This is a genomic window from Tenacibaculum sp. (genome assembly GCF_050290165.1).
Taxonomy (GTDB): Bacteria; Bacteroidota; Bacteroidia; order Flavobacteriales; family Flavobacteriaceae; genus Polaribacter.
Genome location: NZ_JBNKHD010000017.1, coordinates 15340 through 40096, shown reverse-complemented (window position 1 = coordinate 40096; position 24757 = coordinate 15340). Strand labels below are relative to the sequence as shown.

General features: G+C 32.0%; 26 protein-coding genes. 13 read left to right on the top strand and 13 right to left on the bottom strand.

The genetic code is table 11. The features are described 5' to 3' along the window. Positions 1-69: 69 nt before the first annotated feature. The 4 genes from ACQY6M_RS14890 (at position 70) to rimK (ending at position 5841) form a co-directional block, all read left to right on the top strand. On the top strand, positions 70-2229 hold the full coding sequence (locus ACQY6M_RS14890; RefSeq protein WP_428743425.1) for a prolyl oligopeptidase family serine peptidase: 2160 nt from the start codon (positions 70-72) through the stop codon (positions 2227-2229). Between the two features lie 78 nt (positions 2230-2307). Continuing rightward, entirely contained in the window at positions 2308-4419 is a 2112-nt protein-coding gene (locus ACQY6M_RS14885; protein ID WP_428743426.1) for a M13 family metallopeptidase, read from the top strand. A 132-nt stretch (positions 4420-4551) separates the two neighbouring features. Further along, entirely contained in the window at positions 4552-4965 is a 414-nt protein-coding gene (locus tag ACQY6M_RS14880; RefSeq protein ID WP_428743427.1) for an ATP-dependent zinc protease family protein, read from the top strand. A 3-nt stretch (positions 4966-4968) separates the two neighbouring features. Then, positions 4969-5841, top strand: a complete 873-nt coding sequence (rimK, locus tag ACQY6M_RS14875) for a 30S ribosomal protein S6--L-glutamate ligase (protein ID WP_428743428.1) — start codon at positions 4969-4971, stop codon at positions 5839-5841. 39 nt (positions 5842-5880) lie between these two features. Here rimK and ACQY6M_RS14870 read toward each other — a convergent pair whose 3' ends face one another. The 3 genes from ACQY6M_RS14870 to ACQY6M_RS14860 are packed head-to-tail and all read right to left on the bottom strand — an operon-like array spanning position 5881 to position 7065. Beyond that, positions 5881-6099, bottom strand: a complete 219-nt coding sequence (locus ACQY6M_RS14870) for a hypothetical protein (RefSeq protein WP_428743429.1) — start codon at positions 6097-6099, stop codon at positions 5881-5883. Positions 6100-6111: 12 nt separating this feature from the next. Further along, positions 6112-6531 carry a hypothetical protein gene (locus ACQY6M_RS14865; RefSeq protein WP_428743430.1) on the bottom strand — a complete coding sequence of 140 codons (420 nt, stop codon included), beginning with the start codon at positions 6529-6531 and terminating at the stop codon, positions 6112-6114. A 3-nt stretch (positions 6532-6534) separates the two neighbouring features. Next, on the bottom strand, positions 6535-7065 hold the full coding sequence (locus ACQY6M_RS14860) for an RNA polymerase sigma factor (protein ID WP_428743431.1): 531 nt from the start codon (positions 7063-7065) through the stop codon (positions 6535-6537). A gap of 185 nt (positions 7066-7250) precedes the next feature. On the opposite strand from ACQY6M_RS14860, the gene ACQY6M_RS14855 reads away from it, so the two are divergent. Continuing rightward, positions 7251-8186, top strand: coding sequence for an ABC transporter ATP-binding protein (locus ACQY6M_RS14855; protein ID WP_428743682.1), 936 nt, complete (start codon positions 7251-7253; stop codon positions 8184-8186). A 185-nt stretch (positions 8187-8371) separates the two neighbouring features. Here ACQY6M_RS14855 and ACQY6M_RS14850 read toward each other — a convergent pair whose 3' ends face one another. Together ACQY6M_RS14850 and ACQY6M_RS14845 are read right to left on the bottom strand one after the other, a co-directional pair. After that, positions 8372-8821 (bottom strand): 3-oxoacyl-ACP synthase, encoded by a 450-nt coding sequence (locus tag ACQY6M_RS14850; RefSeq protein WP_428743432.1) that lies wholly within the window; start codon positions 8819-8821, stop codon positions 8372-8374. Positions 8822-8833: 12 nt separating this feature from the next. Continuing rightward, the gene (locus ACQY6M_RS14845) at positions 8834-9943 is read right to left on the bottom strand and encodes an NAD(P)/FAD-dependent oxidoreductase (RefSeq protein WP_428743683.1); all 1110 of its coding nucleotides are present in this window, start codon (positions 9941-9943) and stop codon (positions 8834-8836) included. A 161-nt stretch (positions 9944-10104) separates the two neighbouring features. On the opposite strand from ACQY6M_RS14845, the gene ACQY6M_RS14840 reads away from it, so the two are divergent. The 4 genes from ACQY6M_RS14840 to ACQY6M_RS14825 all read left to right on the top strand — a co-directional run bounded on the left by ACQY6M_RS14840 (position 10105) and on the right by ACQY6M_RS14825 (position 13622). Then, a complete protein-coding gene (locus ACQY6M_RS14840; RefSeq protein ID WP_428743433.1) occupies positions 10105-10569 on the top strand; it encodes a hypothetical protein in 465 nt (154 codons plus the stop codon). Positions 10570-10670: 101 nt separating this feature from the next. Next, positions 10671-11594 (top strand): hypothetical protein, encoded by a 924-nt coding sequence (locus ACQY6M_RS14835; RefSeq protein WP_428743434.1) that lies wholly within the window; start codon positions 10671-10673, stop codon positions 11592-11594. Positions 11595-11723: 129 nt separating this feature from the next. Further along, positions 11724-12479 (top strand): SDR family NAD(P)-dependent oxidoreductase, encoded by a 756-nt coding sequence (locus tag ACQY6M_RS14830; RefSeq protein ID WP_428743435.1) that lies wholly within the window; start codon positions 11724-11726, stop codon positions 12477-12479. 3 nt (positions 12480-12482) lie between these two features. Next, positions 12483-13622, top strand: a complete 1140-nt coding sequence (locus ACQY6M_RS14825; protein ID WP_428743436.1) for an ATP-binding protein — start codon at positions 12483-12485, stop codon at positions 13620-13622. A gap of 36 nt (positions 13623-13658) precedes the next feature. On the opposite strand, the gene ACQY6M_RS14820 is transcribed toward ACQY6M_RS14825, so the two are convergent. The 4 genes from ACQY6M_RS14820 to ACQY6M_RS14805 all read right to left on the bottom strand — a co-directional run bounded on the left by ACQY6M_RS14820 (position 13659) and on the right by ACQY6M_RS14805 (position 16292). Continuing rightward, positions 13659-14048, bottom strand: a complete 390-nt coding sequence (locus tag ACQY6M_RS14820) for a hypothetical protein (protein WP_428743437.1) — start codon at positions 14046-14048, stop codon at positions 13659-13661. A 153-nt stretch (positions 14049-14201) separates the two neighbouring features. Next, the gene (locus tag ACQY6M_RS14815) at positions 14202-14933 is read right to left on the bottom strand and encodes a sulfite exporter TauE/SafE family protein (RefSeq protein ID WP_428743438.1); all 732 of its coding nucleotides are present in this window, start codon (positions 14931-14933) and stop codon (positions 14202-14204) included. A 7-nt stretch (positions 14934-14940) separates the two neighbouring features. Beyond that, complete coding sequence (locus ACQY6M_RS14810; RefSeq protein ID WP_428743439.1) at positions 14941-15702, bottom strand: cyclase family protein; 762 nt, start codon at positions 15700-15702, stop codon at positions 14941-14943. Positions 15703-15773: 71 nt separating this feature from the next. After that, positions 15774-16292, bottom strand: coding sequence for a hypothetical protein (locus ACQY6M_RS14805; protein ID WP_428743440.1), 519 nt, complete (start codon positions 16290-16292; stop codon positions 15774-15776). A gap of 185 nt (positions 16293-16477) precedes the next feature. Here ACQY6M_RS14805 and ACQY6M_RS14800 point away from each other — a divergent pair, with 185 nt between their 5' ends. After that, the gene (locus ACQY6M_RS14800; RefSeq protein ID WP_428743441.1) at positions 16478-16858 is read left to right on the top strand and encodes an ankyrin repeat domain-containing protein; all 381 of its coding nucleotides are present in this window, start codon (positions 16478-16480) and stop codon (positions 16856-16858) included. 75 nt (positions 16859-16933) lie between these two features. Here ACQY6M_RS14800 and amaB read toward each other — a convergent pair whose 3' ends face one another. Next, positions 16934-18475 carry an L-piperidine-6-carboxylate dehydrogenase gene (gene amaB / locus ACQY6M_RS14795; RefSeq protein ID WP_133535178.1) on the bottom strand — a complete coding sequence of 514 codons (1542 nt, stop codon included), beginning with the start codon at positions 18473-18475 and terminating at the stop codon, positions 16934-16936. Positions 18476-18588: 113 nt separating this feature from the next. Here amaB and ACQY6M_RS14790 point away from each other — a divergent pair, with 113 nt between their 5' ends. Further along, the gene (locus ACQY6M_RS14790) at positions 18589-19641 is read left to right on the top strand and encodes an isoaspartyl peptidase/L-asparaginase family protein (protein ID WP_428743442.1); all 1053 of its coding nucleotides are present in this window, start codon (positions 18589-18591) and stop codon (positions 19639-19641) included. 40 nt (positions 19642-19681) lie between these two features. On the opposite strand, the gene ACQY6M_RS14785 is transcribed toward ACQY6M_RS14790, so the two are convergent. Genes ACQY6M_RS14785 through ACQY6M_RS14775 form a run of 3 tightly spaced genes read right to left on the bottom strand, consistent with a single transcriptional unit; the run spans position 19682 to position 22331 of the window. Next, positions 19682-21379 (bottom strand): hypothetical protein, encoded by a 1698-nt coding sequence (locus tag ACQY6M_RS14785; protein WP_428743443.1) that lies wholly within the window; start codon positions 21377-21379, stop codon positions 19682-19684. Positions 21380-21382: 3 nt separating this feature from the next. Continuing rightward, complete coding sequence (locus ACQY6M_RS14780) at positions 21383-21883, bottom strand: RNA polymerase sigma factor (RefSeq protein WP_428744968.1); 501 nt, start codon at positions 21881-21883, stop codon at positions 21383-21385. Between the two features lie 43 nt (positions 21884-21926). Further along, positions 21927-22331, bottom strand: a complete 405-nt coding sequence (locus ACQY6M_RS14775; RefSeq protein WP_428743444.1) for a hypothetical protein — start codon at positions 22329-22331, stop codon at positions 21927-21929. Between the two features lie 108 nt (positions 22332-22439). On the opposite strand from ACQY6M_RS14775, the gene ACQY6M_RS14770 reads away from it, so the two are divergent. Next, positions 22440-23414, top strand: coding sequence for an acyl transferase (locus ACQY6M_RS14770; protein ID WP_428743445.1), 975 nt, complete (start codon positions 22440-22442; stop codon positions 23412-23414). Between the two features lie 56 nt (positions 23415-23470). Further along, the gene (locus tag ACQY6M_RS14765; protein ID WP_428743446.1) at positions 23471-24757 is read left to right on the top strand and encodes a D-arabinono-1,4-lactone oxidase; all 1287 of its coding nucleotides are present in this window, start codon (positions 23471-23473) and stop codon (positions 24755-24757) included.

Sequence of the window (24757 nt, the reverse complement as noted above, 5' to 3'; positions counted from 1 at the left end):
ATCGTCTTAAAATAAACTGCTTTCATAGTTTTTCTTCTAAATTTGAGCGAATTAACCAATTTTTAAACCATGAAAAAAGTCCTTCTTCCCCTTATTTGCGCAGGAACAATTTTTGTTTCTTGCAAAGAAGAAAAACAATCTAAAAACAATATTAGTGTGAACTACCCAGAAACAACTAAAAAACCTGTTGTAGATGAGTACTTTGGTACCAAAGTAACCGATAATTATCGTTGGCTAGAAGATGATAAAAGCAAAGAAACTGAAGCTTGGGTGAAAGCTGAAAACGAAGTTACTTTCGACTACTTGAATAAAATTCCGTATCGCGAACAATTAAACAATCGCCTATCTAAATTATGGAACTATGAAAAAATTGGGGCACCTTTTAAAGAAGGAAATCATGAATATTTTTACAAAAATGATGGTTTACAAAATCAATATGTTGTCTATAAAAAAACAGAGGATGGGAAAGAAGAAGTTTTCTTAGACCCAAATACGTTCTCTGAAGAAGGTACAACCTCTTTAGGAAACTTAAGCTTTTCTAAAAACGGAAAAATTGTTGCTTATTCTATTTCTGAAGGGGGTAGCGATTGGAGAAAAGTAATTATTATGGATGCAGAAACTAAAGAAGTTATGGAAGATACTTTAGTGGACGTAAAGTTTTCAGGGATTTCTTGGAAAGGAAACGAAGGGTTTTATTACTCTAGCTACGACAAACCTAAAGGAAGTGAGTTGTCTGCAAAAACAGATCAACACAAATTATACTTCCATAAACTAGGTACAAAACAAAGCGAAGATCAATTAATATTTGGAGGAACAGAAGAGCAAAAAAGAAGATATGTGGGAGGTAATGTTACTGAAGATGATAAATATTTAATCATTACAGGAGCTGTTTCTACTTCTGGTAACGATATGTTTATTCAAGACCTATCTAAAGAAAATGCTCCTTTAGTAGAAGTTGTTAAAGGATTTGATTCAGATTCTTATGTAATTGAAAATGATGGTGACAAATTGTTCATTGTAACCAATCATAATGCTCCTAACCAGAAAATTGTTACTGTAGATGCTAAAAATCCAACTATTGAAAACTGGGTAGACTTTATTCCTGAAACAGAAAATGTAGTATCTCCTAGCACTGGAGCGGGATATTTCTTTGCAGAATATATGAAAGATGCTGTTTCACAGATTAAACAATACGATTACAATGGAAAATTAATTCGTGAAGTAACTTTACCTGGTGTTGGTAGTGTTGGTGGATTTGGAGGTAAAAAAGAAGCTAAAGAACTGTACTTTACTTTTACTAACTATATTAATCCAAGTACAATTTACAAGTTCAATCCAGAAGACGGAACATCTGAAGTATACAAAAAACCTGAAATAGATTTTAATTCAGATGATTTTGAATCTAAACAGGTATTCTATACCTCTAAAGATGGTACTAAAATACCTATGATTATTACTTATAAAAAAGGAACTGAACTAAACGGAAAGAACCCAACAATTTTATACGGTTACGGAGGTTTCAATATTAGCTTAACTCCTAGCTTTAAAATTGCCAATACTATCTGGTTAGAACAAGGTGGTATTTATGCTGTACCTAACTTACGTGGTGGTGGAGAATATGGTAAAAAATGGCATGATGCAGGTACGCAAATGAAAAAACAAAATGTTTTTGATGATTTTATTGCTGCTGCAGAATACTTAATTAGTGAAAAATATACTTCTTCAGATTATTTAGCAATTCTTGGACGTTCTAACGGAGGGTTATTAGTAGGAGCTACAATGACGCAACGTCCAGACTTAATGAAAGTTGCTTTACCTGGTGTAGGAGTTTTAGATATGTTACGTTATCATACATTTACTGCTGGTGCAGGATGGGCATATGATTATGGAACATCAGAACAATCTGAAGAAATGTTTGACTATTTAAAAGGATACTCTCCAGTTCACAATGTAAAAGAAGGTGCTAAATATCCCGCGACAATGGTACATACTGCAGATCATGACGACAGGGTTGTTCCTGCACACTCATTTAAATTTATTTCAGAATTACAAGAAAAACAAGCTGGGGAATCACCTGTTTTAATAAGAATTGAAACAAACGCAGGACATGGAGCTGGTAAACCAGTAGCAATGCAAATCTCTGAATATGTAGATTTATTTGCTTTTACATTATACAATATGGGGTATAACGCTTTACCAAATGCTCCTCAAACAAAAATTAAGAGTTAAAAACTGTAACAATCCTATAGAAATAGAATCTTATTAGGATAAATCAAAAAATCAAGATTCAATCAAAAATCACAACAAATGAAAACCATTCACAAAATGCTGTTTACTACTGCGGTTGCTTCGTTAGGAGTTGTTGCGTGTAAAACAGATAAAAAGCCTGAAGAAAAAGTACAGGCAATTATCTTAGAAAATATGGATAACTCGGTTAAACCAACCGATGATTTCTTTAGATATGTTAACGGTTCTTGGGTAGATAGAACTGAAATTCCTGCTGATGAAACTTCATGGGGAGGATTCAATCAGTTAAGAAAAACTACCACCAAAGATGTACTAGCTATCTTAAACAAGGCAATTGAGGAGAGAAACTTCCAAAAAATAAAAGATGCTGAAGGAAACGAAATAGATTCTGACCAAGAAAAAGCGGTAAACTACTACGAAACCATTATGGATACCGTAGCAAGAAACAAAGCTGGTAAGGCACCAGTACAACCATTCCTTCAAAAAATTGAAGAACTTAAAGATTTGAATGATGTTCAAACTTTTATTACCAACATGGCTCCTTATGGAGGTGCTGGTTTTTATGGTTTTGGTGTTTACAACGACCTAAAAAATAGCAGCATCAATGCTGGTTATATGGGAGCTGGCGGACTTGGATTATCAAGAGACTATTACGTAGACGAAAAGGTAAAAGATAAACTTGAAAAATATAAAATATTTGTAGCAAAAATGTTACAAGAGTTTGGTGATGATGAAGCTACAGCTAAGAAAAATGCTGAAACAATTGTTGCTTTCGAAAAGAGTTTAGCTGAGCCAAGAATGACAAAAGAAGAGCGTAGAGATACTCGTAAAATTTACAACCCAATGACCATTGCTGAATTAACTGAATTAGTTCCAGTAATTGACTGGGAAGCTCACTTAAAAGGAATTGGTGTTGATTTAGAAGGAACTGGGGATTCTAATGGAAATGGTGGTCTTGATAAAGTTATAGTTACCGACCCTGGGTATTTCAAAGCAATGAATGACGTATTAAAAAACAGTCCTATTGAAACTATTAAGTTATCACTACGTTGGAATGCTATTAATAACTCATTAGGTTTATTATCAACTGATTTAGAAAAAGCTAACTGGGAGTTTTACAGCAAAGAAATGCGTGGTGCTAAACAACAACGCCCAAGAGATGAACGTGCTTTAAGTAACTTAAATGGTGCTATTGGTGAAGCTTTAGGTAAATTATATGTGGATGAAAAATTCCCGCCAGAAGCGAAACAAAAAGCTAAGGAAATGATTGATAATGTAATGTTAGGGTTTGAAAAACGCATTGCACAATTACCTTGGATGAGTGAAGAAACTAAAGAAAAAGCTTTAGATAAACTTCACAAATTAACCGTTAAAATAGCTTATCCTGATAAGTGGAAAGATTATTCTGCGTTACAAGTAAAAGGTCTAAAAGAAGGAGGTACATATTTTGACAATGCTGTTAATGTACGTAAGTGGAACTTTGAAAAAGATATGGCTAAATTAGGTAAAGAAGTAGATAGAACTGAATGGGGAATGTCTCCTCAAACAGTTAACGCTTACTTTAACCCAGTTAATAACGAAATTGTGTTCCCAGCAGCTATTTTACAACCTCCTTTCTATAACTACAAAGCGGATGAAGCTGTAAACTATGGAGGAATTGGAGCGGTTATCGGTCACGAAATTTCACACAGCTTTGACGATTCTGGTGCTCGTTTTGACGGTGACGGAAACCTTAAAAACTGGTGGACAGAAGAAGATTCAGAAAAGTTTAAAGAAGTTGGTAGTAAATTAATCAAACAATACAGTGATATTGTTGCTATTGACAGCATGCACTTAAACGGAGAGTTTACTTTAGGTGAAAATATTGGTGATTTAGGTGGTGTACAAGCTGCTTACGAAGGATTACAAATTTTCTTAGAAAAGAATGGTCGTCCAGAAAATATTGACGGATTTACTCCAGAGCAACGTTTCTTCCTTTCTTGGGGAACAATTTGGAGAACTAAAATGCGTGATGAGGCATTGAAAAACTTAATTATGACTAATCCACACGCTCCTGGAATGTACAGAGCATACATTCCTCTTAAAAACGTAGATGCTTTCTATGAAGCATTTGATGTTAAAGAAGATGATCAAATGTATTTAAAACCAGAAGATCGAGTAAGAATTTGGTAATTTAAACCAAAAAACAAGTACCTTTAAACCAGTGTGTAAGCACTGGTTTTTTTATTTTTAATAAATAAAGAATTAGGTATTGTGTATTTCAAAAAATAGTAAGTAATTCGCCATCCTTAACTTTTTATCTTAATGAAACTAATAGGAAGAGCTGAAAAAATATCCTTTTTAAACTGGGAAATTGAAGATTTGCCTGCTAAGATAGATACAGGCGCCTATACTTCTGCGATACATTGTAAGCATATTAAAGAAAAAGATGGTGTCTTAGAGTTTATATTATTGTGCCCAAAAACAGAAAAGTATAATAACAAATTGCTCCAAACAACTAAGTACCAATTAAAAAGTATAAGAAGTTCTAATGGTAAAAAACAAAAAAGATATGTTGTATCAACATCCGTTGTTTTTTATGGAAAAAAATATAAAATAAAGCTATCTTTATCAGACAGAGGTAAAATGAACTACCCTGTTTTAATTGGTAGAAAATTTTTAACTAAAAAGTTTATTGTAGATGTTTCTCAAAAAAACATCGCTTCAAAAGAAATATAAATAATGAAAATTGTTGTTCTTTCAAGAAACACTAAATTATATTCAACCAAACGCCTAGTAGAAGCTGGCGAAAAAAGAGGTCATGAAATGTTGGTTTTAGATCACACCAAATGTGATTTAATTATTGAAAAAAGAAAACCTGCTATTGTATACAACCATGAATTAGTAACCGATGTAGATGCGATAATACCTCGTATTGGTGCCTCTGTTACCTTTTATGGAACAGCCGTAGTTCGTCAATTTGAAATGATGAAAGTTTTTTCAGTTGTAGAATCACAAGCGTTGGTTAGATCTAGAGATAAACTAAGTAGTTTACAGGTACTTTCTAGGGCTAATTTAGGTTTACCAAAAACTGTTTTTACCAATTATTCAAAAGACACTTCTGAAATTATTAAAAAAGTAGGTGGTGCTCCATTGATTATTAAGTTACTAGAAGGAACTCAAGGTTTAGGAGTTGTTTTAGCAGAAACCAAAAAGGCTGCTGAATCGGTTTTAGAAGCTTTTAATGGCTTACAAGCTCGTGTAATTGTTCAAGAATACATTAAAGAAGCAAAAGGAGCTGATATTCGAGCATTTGTAGTTGATGGTGTTGTTGTAGGTGCTATGAAGCGTCAAGGTAAAGAAGGTGAGTTCAGATCAAATTTACACAGAGGTGGAACAGCTGAAATTATAGAATTAACTGAAGAAGAAGAAAATGCAGCCTTAAAAGCTGCGAAATCAATGCGATTGGGTGTTGCAGGTGTTGATATGTTACAATCAGATAGAGGTCCGTTAATTTTAGAAGTTAATTCCTCTCCTGGTTTAGAAGGTATAGAAAAAGCTACTGGTAAAGATATTGCCAAAAGCATTATAAGATATGTAGAAAGAAGTGCTTAAAGCAAAAACCGACATAAAACTATGTCGGTTTTTTTATGTTTAATCTGCTAACTCCATACAGTTAAACCCTTTTTCTTTTACCTTATTTATAATGTCAGCTTCTTTTGTTAAATCTGTTGCTTCTATTCTTAAAACATTATCAACATCTTCAATATCAACAGATAAGTTAATTATATTACTATCTTGATTAAATAATTGACGTATGGATTGTTCTTTTTTCTTTGTATCAATATCAGTCCCATAGATAAATAGTTTCATAACTCATTAATTTTATTCTTGTTCCGTTTCTTTATTTAACTTGTCTACATATTTTTGGTAAGCTTCACTCCCTTCTTCTTCCCAAAACCTATCATAATATTCCCATTCTGAAAGTTTCCCTTTACAGTTCTTTTCATAATATGATTTAAATTTGTGCTTTCTTCTTTTGTCTAAGTGTTTCTCTGATTTGTGTTTTCCTCCACATCCACCAGATGAGAATAAAATTTTCGATAAAATAAATAAGCCTACTGCTTGCCAGTAGTTAATAACCGATAATCCGAAGATCTCTGGCATAAGGTTATTCCAAAGCCACATGATTGCATACCCAAAAAGTATTGCAAGTGCTAAAACAGCAATTATTCCAAATATTATTCTTCCTACAAATATTCCTGGAGATTCTCTATCTCTTCGTTTTTTAAACAAATTTTCCATCTTTTATTTTTTGTTTTCAATTTTTCTTAATAGTATTCCTAATGCTCGATGTCTTCTTGACATTAATGTTCCAACAGGTATTTCAAGTTCTTCCGATAGTTCTTTGTATGAGTACCCTTCAAAATCAATAGCTATAATAATCTCCTTATATACTGGTTTAAGATTCATTATTTTTAATTCTAGTTCCTTTTTCATCGCTTCTGAATAAGCATTATCAGGAGTTCCATACAAAACCTCAGTAAATTCATTCAATTTCATTTCATCAATATCTGAATCAGAAGCTTCGTATTTCTTTTTTCTCAAATTATCAATGATTTTATTTTTTAGAGATCTATAAACAAAGCCAGCTACATTGTTTATAGATGAATGTTCATTAACTCCAGAAAACAATTTTAAAGCAACTTCCTGAATAATATCCTCTGCATCTTGATGAATACTCTGTTTAATTTTAGTTCCAACATAAGACTTAAGAGCGCCATATTCTTTATCAAAAAAGGCTTTTAATTTCTTTTTATTTTCCGTTTCTTGGTTCATTCACTGGCTTTCTTTGTAGCTCCTCAATTATAAAGACGTACTTTTTATTTTCTATTGCATTTTTTTTAAAAAACTTTTCATCTCGTTTATAACAAATATACTTAGGTCTAATTCTTAAAAAAAGAAGATTATTTAGAGAGAAATAGGAGATGAATTATCTTAGCCCTTTACGTATTTTTGTATCTATGCTACAAGTTAACAATATTTCATTCACGTATCCATCAAAAGAAAAAACCCTACAAAACATCCATTTTACCTTACAAAAGGGAGAACATTTGTGTATTATGGGAGAAAGTGGTTGTGGAAAATCTACCCTTCTAAAAATAGTGTATGGTTTACTTGATGTAGATAAAGGAAATCTCTTTTGGAATGATACTCAAATTTTAGGACCTGAACATCACTTAGTGCCTGGAATGGAGTTTTTTAAATATGTAGCACAAGATTTTGATTTGATGCCATTTACTTCGGTAAGTGAAAATATCAAGAAATTCTTATCTCGTTTTTATCCAGAAGAAGCTGAAGAAAGAACCCAAGAACTTTTGGAGGTTATTGAAATGACTGAACTCGCCAATCAAAAAGTTAAAAATTTAAGTGGTGGTCAACAACAACGCGTTGCTATTGCTAGAGCACTAGCCAAAGAACCTGAGCTATTACTCCTTGATGAACCTTTTAGTCAAATAGATAATTTTAAAAAGAATTCTTTACGAAGAAGGTTATTTGCTTATTTAAAAAAGAAAAACATTGCTTGTATTATAGCAACTCACGACGGAAATGATGCCTTATCTTTTGCTGATAAAATGATGGTTATTCGCAATCATCAAGTGCTTGCATACGATAGCCCGTCTAATTTATATAAAAACCCAAAAGAAAAGTATACCGCTTCTTTATTTGATGACGTCAATGAAATTCTCATTAATAATCAATTGTTGTTATTATATCCGAATCAACTAGAAATAACTCAAAAACCGACAAGCATAGAAGCTACTGTTATAAAATCTTATTTTAAAGGATATTTTTGGTTGATTGAAGTATTACATAATAACCAAATAGTGTTTGTAAATCATCACAAAACTATAACGCATAAAAAAACAGTTTTTCTGAAACTCAAAAAAACTGTCTAAACCAATAATAATTATCTCACTAATTATTACTCAACTATCTTAAATTAATTTTGTCTTAAAAAAATACACTTCTACCCTATTAAACACCAAAAGGCAAAAGTGTATATAACTTCTTTTTCTTATAGTAGGAATAACAATCTTTCCTGTAACTAAAACAGGTAAGTTTTATTTTACCCTACTTTTTTTTAAAAAATTTCTTTGATAGTGTTTTTAACTCCATTAAAAACAAAGGTTTCTCCCTCTTTCTTTCCTAAAATTAATTTTCCAATAGGTGAAGATGGAGAAATAGCGAAGTACTTTTTATTGTCAATTGTGAGTAAACCTACACTGATGCTCACAAAATAATTAGCTGAGGTGGTTACAGCCACACTGCCTAAACAAACATTTGATGAAGTATTATTTATGTTTAATTTGGCTAAAACTTCTTTCATTTGTGCAATCCCACTAAGCTGTTGACTTGCCTTTTCCATTTCTAACTGCAACATTGCTCGTCCAGTTTCATGCTTATCTCCTGCAGAGCTCTTAGTTTCTGACTGCAATGCCTTTTGATGAGAAGTAATGGTTTCTTCTACTGTATGTAAACGTTTGTTTACGTACAATTCACATTGTTTATATAGTTCTTCTTTTATGTTCATAGCTTTCCAAGCTTAATTGATAAGTTCTGCTAGCTCCTTACCTACCAAACTACCTATTGCAACCCCCATTCCTCCTAAACGAACACCGCAAAACACATTATTGGAAAGTTGCTTTACAATCGCTTTTTTTTGATTACCAACTCCCATTATTCCACTCCATCTGTGGTCTATTTCAACTTCCATATTTGGTAAAATGGTTGTTTTTAAAAGCTCTTCCAATTTATTTTGAATAAGTGCTGTTTGTCCAAACTCCATAGTTTCTTCTGCTTTAAAATCAAGGTTTCTTCCTCCTCCAAACAAAATTCTATCATCAATATTTCTAAAGTAATAATAGCCCTTGTCTAAGTGAAAAGTCCCTTTGATGTGCAAATCTTTAATCGGTTTGGTAATTAATACCTGCGCTCTTGCAGGTTGTACATTTTCTTTCAAGAGTTGATTTGCAAATCCGTTGGTAGCAACAAACAATTTTTTAGTAGTAAATTCAATCTGATTTGTTTGTACCTCAACTTGTTCGTTGTTTTCTATAAACTGCTCAACTTGAATATTGTTGATGATTTTCACACCAGAAGACAAAACTTTTTCTAGCAACTTAGCCGCCATTTTACCAGTATCAATTTGCCCTTCAAACTGATTGGTTATATATTGTTGATGGATATTTTGAAATCCAAATTTGTTGTTATCAACCGTAAAAACATCCGAAGAAAACAACGGCTTCAAAAGTTCGTTTATCGATGATTTTTTTTCTAAACACGATTCATACAACTCCGTTGTTAAAAACAATTCATATCCTTTATTTTGTTGAAAATCGATGTTTTTATCACCCAATGCGGTACGTAAAAGCTGTAACCCTTCCCAACGTTTTTTTACCAAACTAAAAACCTCTTCTTCGGTATGTGTATTTAAATCATCAATCAATTCAGATAAACTTCCAAAACAAGCAAAGCCTGCATTTTTAGTGCTGGCTCCTTGCGGTAACATCCCTTTTTCTAAAACTATTATTTTGGCTTTTGGATATTTTTCACGTAGCTGTAAAGCACAGTTTAACCCAACAATTCCACTACCTATTACAGTAAAATCAACATTTGTAAACCATTCTTTTAACTCCCAATAGCTGAAATTCAACTTCATATTAATCTGATTATATTTGTGACTTGGCACATTACTTGAGTGCTAAAAATAAACAATAAAAAGAAATTCTATGAAATGAGCCATCTCTGTCTTTGTGTTTAACTAAGATATTTAATGGCGAATTACATTTGACTTAAAAAAATAAAATTTAACTGATGAAACTAATAGGAATCTTACTACTCACATTTAGTTTAACACAATGTGCAAGTGTAAAAACGCAAAACACACACCCTTTTAAAATAGAATCAGCAAGTTACTCTCATATAACTGGTGGTGTAAAAGGTAGTTATAACTCTATTAACTTAATTATCAATTTCACTGCAGAAAAGTCTGTAGATTTCAAAAAGGTATATTTTCAAAATAGAATAACTGATGCTGTTGTAGAGCAAAAAGTTGGTAAACAATACATTGCAGCCCGATACAAAACCTCATCTAATGATGATAGAAAAGATCTTATTCTACATGCAGATCCAAAACAAGAATTTGGAAATACTCCAACAGAAAAATTTCCGTTTGAATTAAAAGAAAATGAAGCGATGGTTTCTTATGTAAAAAATGAGAAAATTTGCTATGTAAAAGTGGAAAACATCATAAAAAAGAGTAAGGTTTTTATGGAGTAAGTTTATACTATTTTAGCTAATAAAAACACCTCTTTCGGAGGTGTTTTTATTTTTGGCACGCAATTTGAAAACTGATAAGCATAACCATAAAACGAATGCTTATGAAACGTATAAAATTACTTTTAATACTACTGGTTAGTGGTCTAACATTTACGTCGTGTGTTGTAAGAAATGATATTGTAGAGGATGGTTTTTCATTAAGTCAATATATTTCAAGTTACGATTTATGGTATGTAGATTATCACAAAACAACAGGTACAGGTGATGTTCCTTTTTTATCAAGAGCATTTACTATTTCTTTTTTAAACGGAACCATGTATGCAAACAACAATATTGTTGATATTGGTAAAACTGGAAACGGTTTAGGAGTTATTGTTGGTAGCTATGGTACTTTTGGTACTGTTTTGGAAACTAGACACGATATTGATGGTTACTATGAATTTGATGTTGTACAACTTTCTAGTAATAGAATTAGACTGGATGATTTATCTCAAAACGTGAGTTACTATTTAGTAGGATACCAAAGAAATAGTTTTGATTATGACATGCTGTTCTATGACAATATTGAGTATTTCTTACAAGAGTATGTTGCTTGGGAAAGAACGGGGGCATCAGGAGGAACAGCAAATCCATTTGATTATGAGCATTATTTGCAATTTACTCCAGAAAATGACGTAACTTTCTACTCATCTCACGATCCTTTTGGCACAAATGTTGATTACATAAATTGGGATTTTACAGGAGGGTATATTGTACAGAATGTTCAGGGTGAAAACAACCTAAAATATTTAACACTTAATTATGATAACGGAGATACTGAAGAGTTTGACTTAACCGTTATTAATGATGGAACAATAGAGTTATACCACGTTGGCTCTGGAACAACCTATATTTTCTCTGGTAGAGGCTTTATACAATACCTAAAAGGAGAAAAAACAAGTACTTCAAAACCCGCTGTAAGGAATAGTGGCAGAAAACGTACTAAGATTGAAAGAGAAACAGTTCCGAAAAGGACATTAAAATAAAGTTTGGTTAGTTGATTTTTGGTTGGTGTAATAGCCAACTAAAAAGGAACCGCCCTCAACAGGGCGGTTTTTCATTTTATAATAGTAGCTTAACATAAAAAACTTTACCTTTATACAAAACAAAAAACCATGCAACAAACTGCTTTAATTACAGGAGCAACCTCTGGTATTGGTAAGGCAACCGCTCAGCTTTTTGCAAAAAATAACATCAACTTAATTCTTTGTGGTAGACGCATAGAAAAGCTGCAAAAATTACAACAAGAATTATCAGCATTTACTAAAGTACACATACTACAATTTGATGTTCGCTATAATGAAGAAGTACAAAATGCTATTAATAGTTTACCAAGCAATTTCAAGCAAATTGACATTCTTATTAACAACGCTGGTAACGCACATGGATTAGATAGCATTCAAAACGGAAATATTGATGACTGGGATGCTATGATAGACGGAAACGTAAAGGGGCTTTTATATGTTTCAAAAGCTGTTATTCCTCAAATGGTCGAACGCAACAATGGATTCATTTTAAATATTGGCTCTATTGCCGGAAAAGATGTGTATCCTAACGGAAATGTGTATTGTGCGTCAAAGTTCGCTGTAAACGCTTTAAATAAAGGAATGCGTATTGATTTGAATCAACATAACATTCGCGTGTGTGCCATTCATCCAGGATTGGTAGAAACCGAATTTTCTGAGGTTCGTTTTAAAGGAGATTCTGAAAAAGCTAAAACCGTATATCAAGGTTATAAAGCGCTACAACCTGAAGATATTGCAGATATCATCCATTTTGTAGTTACACGCCCATATCATGTAAATATTGAAGATTTAATCGTATACCCAACAGCGCAAGCTAGTGCAACTATTGTGAACAAAAATGCTTAAGTTGTGATTAACAAACGTCTTTTAATTAAAAACTTGCTGTCTCATAACGACGAAAATAGTTTTTATGATAAAAAGCAAAAGTTATCCTTAGGGTCAAAAGAAGGAAAGGCAAAATTTATCAAACACATTTGCGCGCTTTCTAACTCAAACCCTAAAAACAACTCGTACATTGTTATTGGTATCGAAGATGAGGAAAATAAAATTATTGGGGTTGATTTCTATGACGATAGTAAAATTCAAAATTTGGTAAATGCCTATTTGAATAACCCTCCAAAAATAGAATATGAAAATGTGCCTTTTCCTCGTTTACAACGTCATAAAGTAATTGGATTGGTAACTATTTACCCAAACAATTTAATTACTTCACTAGCAAAAAATGCATGGAAATATCGTAAAGGAACGGTGTTTTATCGCAGAGGCAGCAATTCTATGCCTGCTGAAGGTAATTTTGAACTAAAAAATGTAAACAAAGAACTTGTTGAAGCTATAGAAAAAAACGCTAGCAACAATATCAAACTCACACTTGATGGTGTTTTCGATTTTATCAACAGACATAAACCAGAATACAATCCTCGATACAAAGTATTTAACGAACAATTTGTGTTGTGTTGGGCTGGAAAAAGAAAACTAATTAATAACGAAGAGTTTTTTACACGAGTAGATATTGAATTGGTAAACGAACAGGTTCGTTTGTTTTTTTCTTCGTTAGATGATGTTCAAATTAGCTATAACGAGCAATCATTTATTATTACCGAGTATATTGTATTAGGGATTGATAAAACCGAAAAACGTTATCCTTTAGAAAAAACAATCATCAATTTTAAAGATAATGGAAAACACGATATTGTTACCGAGTTTTTGTTTGAGGCTCCTCAATACGATAAAAATATTTTACAACACATTTACAACAACAATAACTGTATTGTTGCTAAAATTGTAAAAAACAAACCGCTTTCGGTTACTGAGCACGAAGATGTATTTAGGCTTCCTACCTCCTACTTAATATGTTATTTAAACGGGTTTTTAAATGCTCCGTTACAACTTAAAAAAGCAAAATACTATATTAAAAACTTAGAAGATAAAACCACTTATATTAAATATAAAGAAGCGATGCGCGTGCTTAGGAAAGTGAAGTATAATTAGATAAATTTCTCTTAGAGTTACGTTTATATATAACTTTTAATTTATTTTTTTAAATTTTTGAGAATACCCTTCATTAGAAATGAAATTCAAGATCAAATCCTCATTATTTAATTCAAAAAAAATAGTGGCGATATTAGGATCTTGACAATTCGTTTTGATTATATTATTTTCATACGTTCCAGAACTTATTATTTCATCTGAGTATGGTTTACATAAAGAACTATTAGTTGTCAAAATTCCATTATTTTTAAACTCAATAGTTTTATCACTTTCAACTGGTTCGAAAGCTCCACTCCCATCTCCTGGATCAGCTAAAACCTCAATTAATTTCCATTTTCCTATCAACTCTGTTTCAAAACTATTTTGGTCATTACTACAGGAAAACATTAGTCCAATAGATAATAAAAGGAATATTTGCTTTTTCATGTTTTTTTAGGTTTTTATTTAACTATTAGATGTTTAATTATATAAAAGGTTGCGTCATATAGCTCATAAAATAGCTAAGGATATACTTTCATTTTTATGATTAATATTCTATAATTTCCAATTATAAAAAGAATAAAACAGTCTCCTATTTCACTACCTCAACACCAATTGTACTATCGTAATAATTCCTATTAATAATATAAAAGATAAAGACAAGTTTCTAAACTTTGTTTGTGGTATATAGTGTAATATTCTCTTTCCAATGAATGAGCCCACTAATCCAATTACAAATAAAAAAGGGACATATTTTAAATCATGTTCGTGAATGTAGCCATTTTGATAGTATACAAAGGTTCTTGAAAAGTCTATCATAAAATCTATAAAAGCAGAAGTTGCTATAAATACACTCTTTTCTAAGTTAAAAGCAGCCATCGTTAAGCCTCTAATGGCTCCTCCAGTTCCTAATAACCCTGCCGAAAACCCTGAAAAAGAACCTCCAATAATGGCATTTTTTCTATTGGGTGAGATAACAAACTTATTTTTAATCAGGAAAAAGGCACTAAACCCTACTAAAAAGATTCCTAAAAATATTTCTAAATAGGTGCTATTTAAAATTTTTGATAGTACACCGCCTACAATTACAAAAACTACTGAGGGAATTCCTATATTTATCAATAGTTTTTTATCCAATCCTTTCTTAAATAAAAAGATTTTACTGAGGTTACTAGACAAATGAAAGATAGCTGTGAGCCCTAAAACAGAATAAAAATCGAAATAGAAGTTCCCTAGTGGAACAAAAAAAACAGACGACCCAAAACCACCTATTGTTCCAATAACTTCAGCAATTAAAGCTAATACTAAAAATATGAAGTTAATATCTTTCATCGCATTTTTATTCTAACATCGCTACCACTCTTGCGGGTGCAGCAGAAGCGCCTACTATTTTTAAAGGAAACACCGCTACTTTAAATCCTGTTAAAGGCAAAGCATCTAGATTTACCAACTGTTCCATATGGCAATATTCTTTATTTTGCCCTACCAAATGTCCTTCCCAAAACAATTCAGCATTATTGGTTTCTTTTGCTTTTTGAATCATGTATGGAAGTGGTAAATCCCATCCCCACGAATCAATTCCCATTACTTTAATTCCTTGATCAATCAACCACTCAGTAGCTTTTGCACTTACACCAGTTCCTTTTTTATGAAAATCTTTGGTTCCGTTAAATTTATCACGTCCGGTTTTAATCAATACAATCATGTTTGGTTGTATTTCTAACTGGTTTTCTTCTAAAAACTGTTGAATGTCTTCAACAGTAATTGGGTCAAAATCAACTTTATGTTTCATGTCAATCACGATACCTTCTCCAAAACACCAATCTAAAGGAACTTCATCTATCGTCTTTGCTTTTTCTCCATTTACTGTTGGTGAATAATGCCACGGCGCATCTATGTGAGTTGTTGAATGCACTCCCATTTTTTGAATCGTATCATCTGCCCAACCTGTAAAATTTTTAGGAAAGAGCTTGAATGGCAGTCCTAAAATTCTAATTAGCCATTTTGCTTTATGATGTGGTTTATGTTTTATTTTAACTTTCATAAACCAAGGATCTTGTTTGTTATATTGAATAGGTTTGGATAGATCGATAATTTTCATAGTATCATTTAGTTCTTTCAAACAAATATAAAAGAAAATCCCTCGCTATTGGAGAGGGATTAATGCAGTTATTACGCTTTTCCACCATCTAAATTATCTTGCCAGTCCTTGAGTTCTTCCCATTTACCCTCATACGCTAATTGTGCTTGTTTAGGCCACGTATTAGGTTTATGTATTTTGTATCGTTCACCTCCACTATTCAATACTTCTTGGCATTTTGCTATGGATGTTTCTCCTAAAGCTTTCCATGTATTAATTCCGAATTTGTGAAAAAGACCTTCTATTTTAGGACCCACACCTTCTATTATTTTTAAATCGTTTTCCTTTATTTTTTTTCCAAAAACCTCTTTGGCAAGAGTTGCATCAAAAGGTATAAACACATTTGATTCTTGTGCTAATTTCAAATCTGTTTCTAAGATTAACTTACTTTCTTTACAGTTTCTCAAACTAGACTCTAGCTTCGCTATTTTATTGTTTAAAAGGACTTTCTCATTACCATTCTTGCTTTTTTTTGACAATCTTCCTAATAAATAGCCTAAAATAGCAGAAATAACTCCTACTACTAATGGAATTAATATACTCTGATTCATAATTCTGTTTTAGTTTTTGGTTAATTAAATTATTGATTGTTAATTTATTAAAAATAATTTAATCTATTAAGAGGTTTTTAAGAGCTCATCTTAAATAATTGTTAAGTATCAATCTTTATTGAAACGTTTTTTTTAAACACACGTCTTTTAACTGTAATCCAATCAAAAACACTAAACTTAACATCATGAAAAAATTTGTATTAACTGCCTTTACCATCGCTTTATCTTTTGGAACTGTTACCGCTTCAACTTTACACGAAACTTCTGTTAAAACTACCTTAGAGTATGCAGAGATAAGTACTTTTTGTAAATTAATTAGAGCTGGAAACTACGAAGCTGTAAAAACATTGATTGAAAATGGAACGAATATTAACAGAAAATCTGGAGGTTTGACTCCTTTAATGTTTGCTGCTAGATATAACAAAGCAGATATTGTTCAGTTATTAATTGATAACGGAGCCAAGCTAAAAGTAAAATCTGAAAAAGGATATACTGCCTTAGAATATGCTAAAATGTCAAAAGCACACGAAGCCTATAAAGTTATTGCTGCTGCTTTAGAAAAATAATTATTTGAATTTTATATAAAGAAAAAGTCACATCATAATGATGTGACTTTTTTATATTTTGAAAACTGTGTTTTCTTATAAATCAAACTTAATTCCTTGCGCTAAAGGCAACTCATCAGAATAGTTTACAGTATTCGTTTGACGTCTCATATATACTTTCCAAGCATCAGATCCAGACTCACGTCCACCACCAGTTTCTTTCTCTCCTCCGAAAGCTCCACCAATTTCAGCACCTGAAGTACCAATATTAACGTTAGCAATACCACAATCAGATCCTGCAAACGATAAGAATTTTTCAGCTTCTTTCATTTCGCTCGTCATGATTGAAGAAGATAATCCTTGCGCAACTCCATTTTGTAATTCAATAGCGTTTTCAACATCTCCTGAATACTTCATTAAGTATAAAATAGGAGCAAATGTTTCGTGTTGAACAATTTCAAAGTGGTTTTCAGCCTCAATAATTGCAGGTTTAACATAACAACCACTTTCGTAACCTTCTCCTTCTAAAACGCCTCCTTCAACTAATACGTTACCTCCTTCAGCTTTTGCTTTTTCAATAGCAGCTAAATAAGTATTTACAGCATCTTTGTCAATTAATGGTCCAACGTGATTATTTTCATCTAATGGATTTCCTATTTTAATTTGACCATACGCACCAACAATCGCATCTCTTACTTTATCATATACAGATTCGTGGATGATTAAACGACGTGTTGAAGTACAACGCTGACCACAAGTACCTACAGCACCAAATACAGCTCCAGGAACTACGACTTTTAAATCAGCCGTTGGAGTAATGATAATAGCATTGTTTCCTCCTAACTCTAATAAAGATTTACCAAAACGTTCAGCAACCTTAGCACCAACAATACGTCCCATTCTTGTAGAACCAGTAGCTGATACTAAAGGAATACGTGCATCTTCAGTAATATATTCACCAACTTTATAATCTCCATTAACAATACAAGAAATTCCTTCTGGTAAATTGTTATCTTTTAAAACTTCAGCAATAATGTTTTGACAAGCTACTGAACATAAAGGTGCTTTTTCTGAACCTTTCCATACACATACGTTACCACAAATCCAAGCTAATGCTGTGTTCCAAGACCAAACAGCAACTGGGAAGTTAAATGCTGATATAATACCAACCACTCCTAATGGATGCCATTGCTCTCTCATTACGTGTCCTGGTCTTTCTGATGGAATTACTTGTCCGTTTAACTGACGAGATAAACCTACAGCAAAATCACAGATATCAATCATCTCTTGAACCTCACCTAAACCTTCTTGGTAAGATTTTCCCATTTCGTAAGAAACTAATTTACCTAATGGTTCTTTTAATTCTCTTAATTTGTTTCCAAATTGACGAACTATTTCTCCTCTTTGTGGAGCAGGCATTGCTCTAAAAGTTTTGAAAGCAGAAGTAGCAGCTTCCATTACCTTTTCGTAATCTTCTTTGGTAGAAGCTTTTACTTTTCCTATTAACTTTCCATCTACTGGCGAATATGATTCGATAATTTCACCATTTGCAAAGTTTACTGAACCTGTTGAAGTTCCTTCATTTATCTCTTTTAATCCTAAAGTAGCTAAAGCTTCTTTGATACCAAAATCTGCCATATTTTATATTGTAATTTTAGTTGTTTAAATTTAAAGCTCAAAACTACGAATAATTTTACAATTAATAAATTAAACAAAAACAATACTGTTTGTTTAAAAATTAACAATTAGTTATGAAAAATATACATTACCTATTTTCTTTATTATTGGTTTTATCAGCGTGTAATCAACCCAAAAAAACTTCCAAAGAACAAAACAATGTTCCAGTAAATGAATTTGCCATTATTATTCATGGTGGTGCAGGAACTATCTTAAAAAAGAATATGACTCCAGAAAAGGAAGCTGCTTATAAAGCTAAGTTAGAAGAAGCGATAAGAACAGGATATGAAATTTTAAAAAATGGTGGTTCAAGTGGAGATGCAGTGGTAAAAACAATTCAAGTAATGGAGGAATCCCCTTTATTTAATGCTGGAAAGGGAGCTGTTTTTACCCATGATGGAACTAATGAATTAGATGCCTCTTTTATGGATGGAAAAACACTTAATGCTGGCGCTGTTGCTGGTGTGAAGGATATTAAAAGTCCTATCGAAGCTGCTAGAAGGGTAATGACTAACTCTGATCATGTGATGCTTTCTGGAGCTGGTGCTTCTCAATTTGCCAAAGAGCAAGGGTTAGAAATTGTAGATCCAAGTTATTTTTATACCGAAAAACGCTTCAATTCTTTACAAAAAATCAAAGACAAAGAAAAAACGGAGTTAGATCATAACGATAAAAAAGCCGCTTTTTACGATGTTGATATTAAAAACAGTAAGTTTGGTACCGTAGGTTGTGTAGCCTTAGATAAAGATGGAAATATTTCTGCTGGAACTTCTACAGGTGGAATGACTAACAAACGCTGGGGACGAATAGGTGACTCACCCATAATCGGCTCTGGTACCTATGCTAATAATAATACCTGTGGTGTTTCTTCAACAGGATGGGGTGAGTACTTTATAAGAACTCAGGTAGCTTATGATATTTCTGCTCAAATGGAATACCTGCATAAATCATTAAAAGAAGCTACTAAAGATGTTATTCAAAACAAACTAACTAAACTTGGTGGAACAGGTGGTGTTATAGCTCTTGACAAAAAAGGAAACATGTCGTTTGAGTTTAATACAGCTGGAATGTATAGAGCTTCTATGAATGATAAAGGTGATTTAATTGTTAAAATTTATGCAGATTAAAATATGAAGACCCTCTTAGTTTAGAGTATCAATTATATTTTTAAAACTGATATTTAATTCCAGAATATAAACCTAAAGTATAAGGTTTAAACCCATTACTTTCAGATGAAAAGGTATTTAATTGTACTTTAAACATCGGATTCAAGTTGAATTTGATTTGCTTATTAATTGAATAATCGAATTCAATACCAAAATTACCACTAAAGTCAACTGAATTTAAGTTTTTAACACTTCCGAATGTTTCCGATATTTTTTTCGAAGAAACAGAAACCTCATTCTTATTTAAAAACAACGAACTAAAACCTGTTACTACTTTAGAACTAAATTTTTGAGTATCTATAAATGTGTATTTTATTTCTACAGGAACTTCTATATAACCTAAACTTTGAGTTAGTGTTGCATTTTCATTGACTATCCCAAATCCTGTAGAACTCATACCGATCATACCTGTACTTGTTCCAAAACCAAAGCTACTAAACTCATCAGTATATTCTACACTCGATAGCGTTTGGCTAGAAAAACCATTAGTTACAGGAACATCATTATTTACATAATCAAGTTTTTGTAGTTGAACTCCCGATTGTACTTCCCATCTTTTATTTAACTGATACGCAACTTTTAAACCATAAGAAAAATTGTTGCTTCCATTTGTTGGTGATTGAATTAGTTTACTGTCTAACGGAGATTCCTTAGAAAAAGAATTCGATTTAACAAAAGCAAAAACTGGAGCTATGGACCATTTTTTTGAGTTCTTGTTTTCTTTAATATTTTCTTCTTCTATTTCAGCCAACAACTCTTGTTTTGGGTTTAAAACATCATTGAGAGTACTTTTTTTCTCCTCTGAAAAATCTTGAGCTTCATTTTTAATAACTGGCAAGCTATTTTCAAGCTTGCCAGTAGGTTTTTCTTCTTTCACAACATTGTTTTTAGCTAGTAAAGCCCCTTCAACTACTCTACTAGCTATGTTGCTATCTTTTTCTTGTAGCTCTTTTTTACTAATCTTCACAACATGATTAGCGGTTAAAACTTCATTCTCATGAAGCTTTTCTTTCAATTTCTTTTTTTGGTTTGTTTCTTTCTTTTCAACATTACTTTTAACTAGTAGAGAACCTTCAATTTCTCTACTAGTTTGGTTATTATCTTTTTCTTCTAGCTCTTTTTTACTAATCTTCACAACATGATTAGTGGTTAAAACTTCATTCTCATGAAGCTTTTCTTTCAATTTCTTTTTCGAATTTTTCTCTTCTTTTTCAATATTCGTTTGAACTACTAAAGCCCCTTCAACTTCTCTACTAGTTTCAATTTCTTCTTTTTCTTGGAATTCTTTTTTACTAATTTTTACAACATGATTTGTATTTAGAATTTCATCTTTTTGAAATTCCTCTTTTTGATTGGTTTCTTCCTTAACTATAAGTGTTTCTTTTATACTTTCTTTTTCAGATTCTATTGATACAATTTCTTCTGATTCTTTTTTATCCTTATTTTGCTGAGTTGGTGACTCAACTATAATAGCATCTATTTCGTTTGTATTTTCTTGTTTATCAACATAAGGGTACAATAAAAAGCCTAACACTAGTGTTGCTGCAACACCGCCTGAAAACCACCATATAGGAAAAACTCTTTTCTTTTTTTTCTTACTGAGTTTTCCTTCAATAGCATTCCATACTCTTTCATTTGGAGTTATCTCCAAATCTTTAAGTCTTTCTTGAAATAATCTATCGATGTTTTTTTCTTCCATCAGTTATGCATTTTGTACTTTGGTTAGATGCAACTCCATCTCCTTTTTTAATATCTGTTTTGCTCTTGATAAATTAGATTTTGACGTACCTTCAGTAATTTTTAATAATGTTGCTATTTCTTTATGTGAATAATTATCTAATACATATAAATTAAAAACCAACCGATATCTGTCTGGTAAATTTTGAATTAGCTTCAACAATGTCTCTACACTTATATTTTCAGTTTCAAGTACTACATCTTCCTCTATTTCTTCATTTGAAACTTCAGCTACTAGCTGTAAAGGTGATTTTTCTCTATACTTCTGTAATGCTGTATTTATTGTTATTCTTTTCATCCATCCTTCAAAAGAACCTTTGTTTTGATATTGAGGCATTTTTTTAAAAATGGTTAAAAAGCTGTCTTGTAATGTATCTTCGGCATCTTGATAATTACGCGAATACTTTAAACAAAGCGCGAAAAGTTTACCAGAAAATAACTGGTAAACTTGGGCCTGCGCTGTAATATTTTGATGACAGCATTCTTGTATGAGTTTCTCTAAATTGATGCTACAAATTTACTGGAATTACCACTTCTTCATACACATCTTCTCCGTCATCATTTTTTCCTTTCCAAAACTTAAAAACATAGTCTTCTTCTTGAGTTGCTTTTACTGGAAAAGCATATTCTTCTTGTCTTTCCTCTTCAGTACATGCAACATCAAGAGCCACTATTGCAACACCTGCAACAATTCTAGTTGTATCAACTTTTTGATAGTATAATCCATCAAAAGCATAACAGCTATTAGGCAATGTGTATTTTATTTTAATAGTATCTACTTCTCCATATGTAAAACTTTCGGGGGTAATAGCACTGTCAATCGTTAAATACTCATACTTATAAGTTGGGCCGTCATCATCTAAACAAGAATAAAACGTAAATACACTTAAAAAAAGAATTAAAATTTTTTTCATGATATATAATTATTGGGGGTTATTAACTTTTTAATTTCCATGATTTATATACTAGATGAAAAAAAATTAAAAAGGTTGCGTACAATACTCTTATTTTTGTAAAAGTTTATGAAAAACACCGTTTTTAACATACAATCTCCAGAAGATTTTAATACAACTGCACTGCAGGTTTTCAAACACCAGTTTGCCAATAACAAAGTATATCGCTCTTTTTGCGATTTAATCTATGTGCACCCTTCAGATGTGCATACTATTGAGCAAATTCCTTTTTTACCTATTCAATTTTTTAAAACTCGAGAAGTGCTTTCTTCAACCAATGAAATTCAAGAAACTTTTACAAGTTCTGGAACTACAGGAAGTACAACCAGTAAGCATTTAGTTACCGATGTATCTTGGTACGAAACCAGTTATTTAAAAGGTTTTGAACATTTTTATGGAAATATAGAAGATTATGTAGTACTAGCTTTGCTACCTAATTACTTGGAACGGAAAGGTTCTTCTTTAATTTATATGGTAGATGATTTAATTAAACGTTCTAAACATTCTGAAAGCGGGTTTTACCTCAACAATCTTGGTGAACTTACTGAAAAATTGATACGATTAGATAGGCAAGGAAAAAAAGTATTACTTATTGGAGTTTCTTTTGCTTTGTTAGATTTGATAGAGCAATATGAATTCAACCTTTCCAACACCATTATAATGGAAACTGGTGGAATGAAAGGAAGAAGAAAAGAGCTTATTCGTAACGAATTACATGCAATTTTAAGCAATGGTTTTGGAGTAAATGAAATTCATTCTGAATACGGAATGACAGAATTATTAAGTCAAGGGTATTCAAAAGGAAATGGTGTTTTTAACTGTCCCCCTTGGATGCAAATCCTAACTCGTGATACAGAAGACCCTTTAACTATCTTGCCTAAAGGAAAATCAGGTGGAATTAATGTAATCGACTTAGCAAACTACAATTCCTGTTCCTTTATTGCGACACAAGATTTAGGTAAAGTATACCAAGACAATAGTTTTGAAATTATAGGTCGTTTTGATAATTCAGATATCCGTGGTTGTAATTTGATGGTTTTATAACTTTTCTATTTTTTACTATCTTCCCAGTCAATTAACCTCTATTAGTTCAAGGTCTTATGAAAAACTGGGCAGAAAATGTACAGTGGAATCCATCTGCAGTTGCTTTCCCTCATTCAGAAAATGAAATTCAACAACTTGTTTTAAAAGCTATACGATTTAACCAAAAAATTAGGGTTATTGGTTCTGGTCATTCTTTTACTTCTTTATGTAGTACCGATGATGTTTTGGTGAGTCTGGATAATTTTCAAGGACTCATCTCAATTGATAAAAAAAAGAATCAAGCTACTGTTAAAGCAGGAACAAAACTATCACTCTTAGGAGAACTCCTTTTTAAAGAAGGACTTGCCATGGAAAATATGGGCGATATCAACGTTCAGTCAATTGCGGGAGCTATAAGTACAGGAACACACGGTACTGGTATAAATCTAAAATCTATCAGTAACCAAGTTATTGGGTTAAAATTTGTGAATGGAAAGGGAGAAATCATTGAGTGTTCTACTACAAAAAACACTGAACTATTCAAAGCTGCCCAAGTGTCGTTAGGTTGTTTAGGTATTATCACTGAAATTACTTTACAATGTGTTCCTACCTATAAACTAAAACTTCAAAACAAAAAGGAAAAGTTAAGCGATGTGTTAGCTACCATGGATGAAAGAAATTCTCAAAACCGTAATTTTGAGTTTTACTGGATTCCCTATACCAATACCGCTTGGACAAAAACTTCAAACATTGTTGAAGATTCTGAGCCTGATAAAGTGAATTTTTTCAATTATTGGACTGAATATGTACTCGAAAACTATGTTTTTAAGTTGATGTGCGAGTATGCAACAATTTTTCCATCACAAAATAAAACTGTTGCTAACATTACAGCTGCTAGCATAAGTAATGTAAGAAAGGTATATCACAGCCATAAAGTATATGCTACGCAACGAATGGTAAAATTCCATGAAATGGAGTATAATATTCCTGCAGAAACTTACCAGGATGTATTTAAAGATGTGCAAAAAATTGTCAATTCTAAAAAATTTAATATTCATTTTCCTATTGAAAATCGTTGGGTAAAAGGAGATGACGTTTTTATGAGTCCTGCCTACGGAAGAGATTCGGCATATATTGCTTGTCATGTATACAATAAAAAAGATAGTAGTGCTTATTTTGCTGCTTTAGAAGAAGTTTTTAAAGCCTATAACGGAAGACCTCATTGGGGTAAAATGAATACATTTACCACTGATGATATCGCAAGAATGTATCCTAAATTCACCGATTTTATGACTTTCAGAAAAGAACATGATCCGGAAAATATCTTTGTGAATCCGTATCTTCAAAAACTGTTAGGTATTTAA

Bases quoted from the DNA above. Each gene is read 5' to 3' on its own strand.
- ACQY6M_RS14890 (WP_428743425.1), top strand. From the start codon at position 70: ATGAAAAAAGTCCTTCTTCCCCTTATTTGCGCAGGAACAATTTTTGTT.
- ACQY6M_RS14885 (WP_428743426.1), top strand. From the start codon at position 2,308: ATGAAAACCATTCACAAAATGCTGTTTACTACTGCGGTTGCTTCGTTA.
- ACQY6M_RS14880 (WP_428743427.1), top strand. From the start codon at position 4,552: ATGAAACTAATAGGAAGAGCTGAAAAAATATCCTTTTTAAACTGGGAA.
- rimK (WP_428743428.1), top strand. From the start codon at position 4,969: ATGAAAATTGTTGTTCTTTCAAGAAACACTAAATTATATTCAACCAAA.
- ACQY6M_RS14870 (WP_428743429.1), bottom strand. From the start codon at position 6,099: ATGAAACTATTTATCTATGGGACTGATATTGATACAAAGAAAAAAGAA.
- ACQY6M_RS14865 (WP_428743430.1), bottom strand. From the start codon at position 6,531: ATGGAAAATTTGTTTAAAAAACGAAGAGATAGAGAATCTCCAGGAATA.
- ACQY6M_RS14860 (WP_428743431.1), bottom strand. From the start codon at position 7,065: ATGAACCAAGAAACGGAAAATAAAAAGAAATTAAAAGCCTTTTTTGAT.
- ACQY6M_RS14855 (WP_428743682.1), top strand. From the start codon at position 7,251: ATGCTACAAGTTAACAATATTTCATTCACGTATCCATCAAAAGAAAAA.
- ACQY6M_RS14850 (WP_428743432.1), bottom strand. From the start codon at position 8,821: ATGAACATAAAAGAAGAACTATATAAACAATGTGAATTGTACGTAAAC.
- ACQY6M_RS14840 (WP_428743433.1), top strand. From the start codon at position 10,105: ATGAAACTAATAGGAATCTTACTACTCACATTTAGTTTAACACAATGT.
- ACQY6M_RS14835 (WP_428743434.1), top strand. From the start codon at position 10,671: ATGAAACGTATAAAATTACTTTTAATACTACTGGTTAGTGGTCTAACA.
- ACQY6M_RS14830 (WP_428743435.1), top strand. From the start codon at position 11,724: ATGCAACAAACTGCTTTAATTACAGGAGCAACCTCTGGTATTGGTAAG.
- ACQY6M_RS14820 (WP_428743437.1), bottom strand. From the start codon at position 14,048: ATGAAAAAGCAAATATTCCTTTTATTATCTATTGGACTAATGTTTTCC.
- ACQY6M_RS14815 (WP_428743438.1), bottom strand. From the start codon at position 14,933: ATGAAAGATATTAACTTCATATTTTTAGTATTAGCTTTAATTGCTGAA.
- ACQY6M_RS14810 (WP_428743439.1), bottom strand. From the start codon at position 15,702: ATGAAAATTATCGATCTATCCAAACCTATTCAATATAACAAACAAGAT.
- ACQY6M_RS14805 (WP_428743440.1), bottom strand. From the start codon at position 16,292: ATGAATCAGAGTATATTAATTCCATTAGTAGTAGGAGTTATTTCTGCT.
- ACQY6M_RS14800 (WP_428743441.1), top strand. From the start codon at position 16,478: ATGAAAAAATTTGTATTAACTGCCTTTACCATCGCTTTATCTTTTGGA.
- amaB (WP_133535178.1), bottom strand. From the start codon at position 18,475: ATGGCAGATTTTGGTATCAAAGAAGCTTTAGCTACTTTAGGATTAAAA.
- ACQY6M_RS14790 (WP_428743442.1), top strand. From the start codon at position 18,589: ATGAAAAATATACATTACCTATTTTCTTTATTATTGGTTTTATCAGCG.
- ACQY6M_RS14785 (WP_428743443.1), bottom strand. From the start codon at position 21,379: ATGGAAGAAAAAAACATCGATAGATTATTTCAAGAAAGACTTAAAGAT.
- ACQY6M_RS14775 (WP_428743444.1), bottom strand. From the start codon at position 22,331: ATGAAAAAAATTTTAATTCTTTTTTTAAGTGTATTTACGTTTTATTCT.
- ACQY6M_RS14770 (WP_428743445.1), top strand. From the start codon at position 22,440: ATGAAAAACACCGTTTTTAACATACAATCTCCAGAAGATTTTAATACA.
- ACQY6M_RS14765 (WP_428743446.1), top strand. From the start codon at position 23,471: ATGAAAAACTGGGCAGAAAATGTACAGTGGAATCCATCTGCAGTTGCT.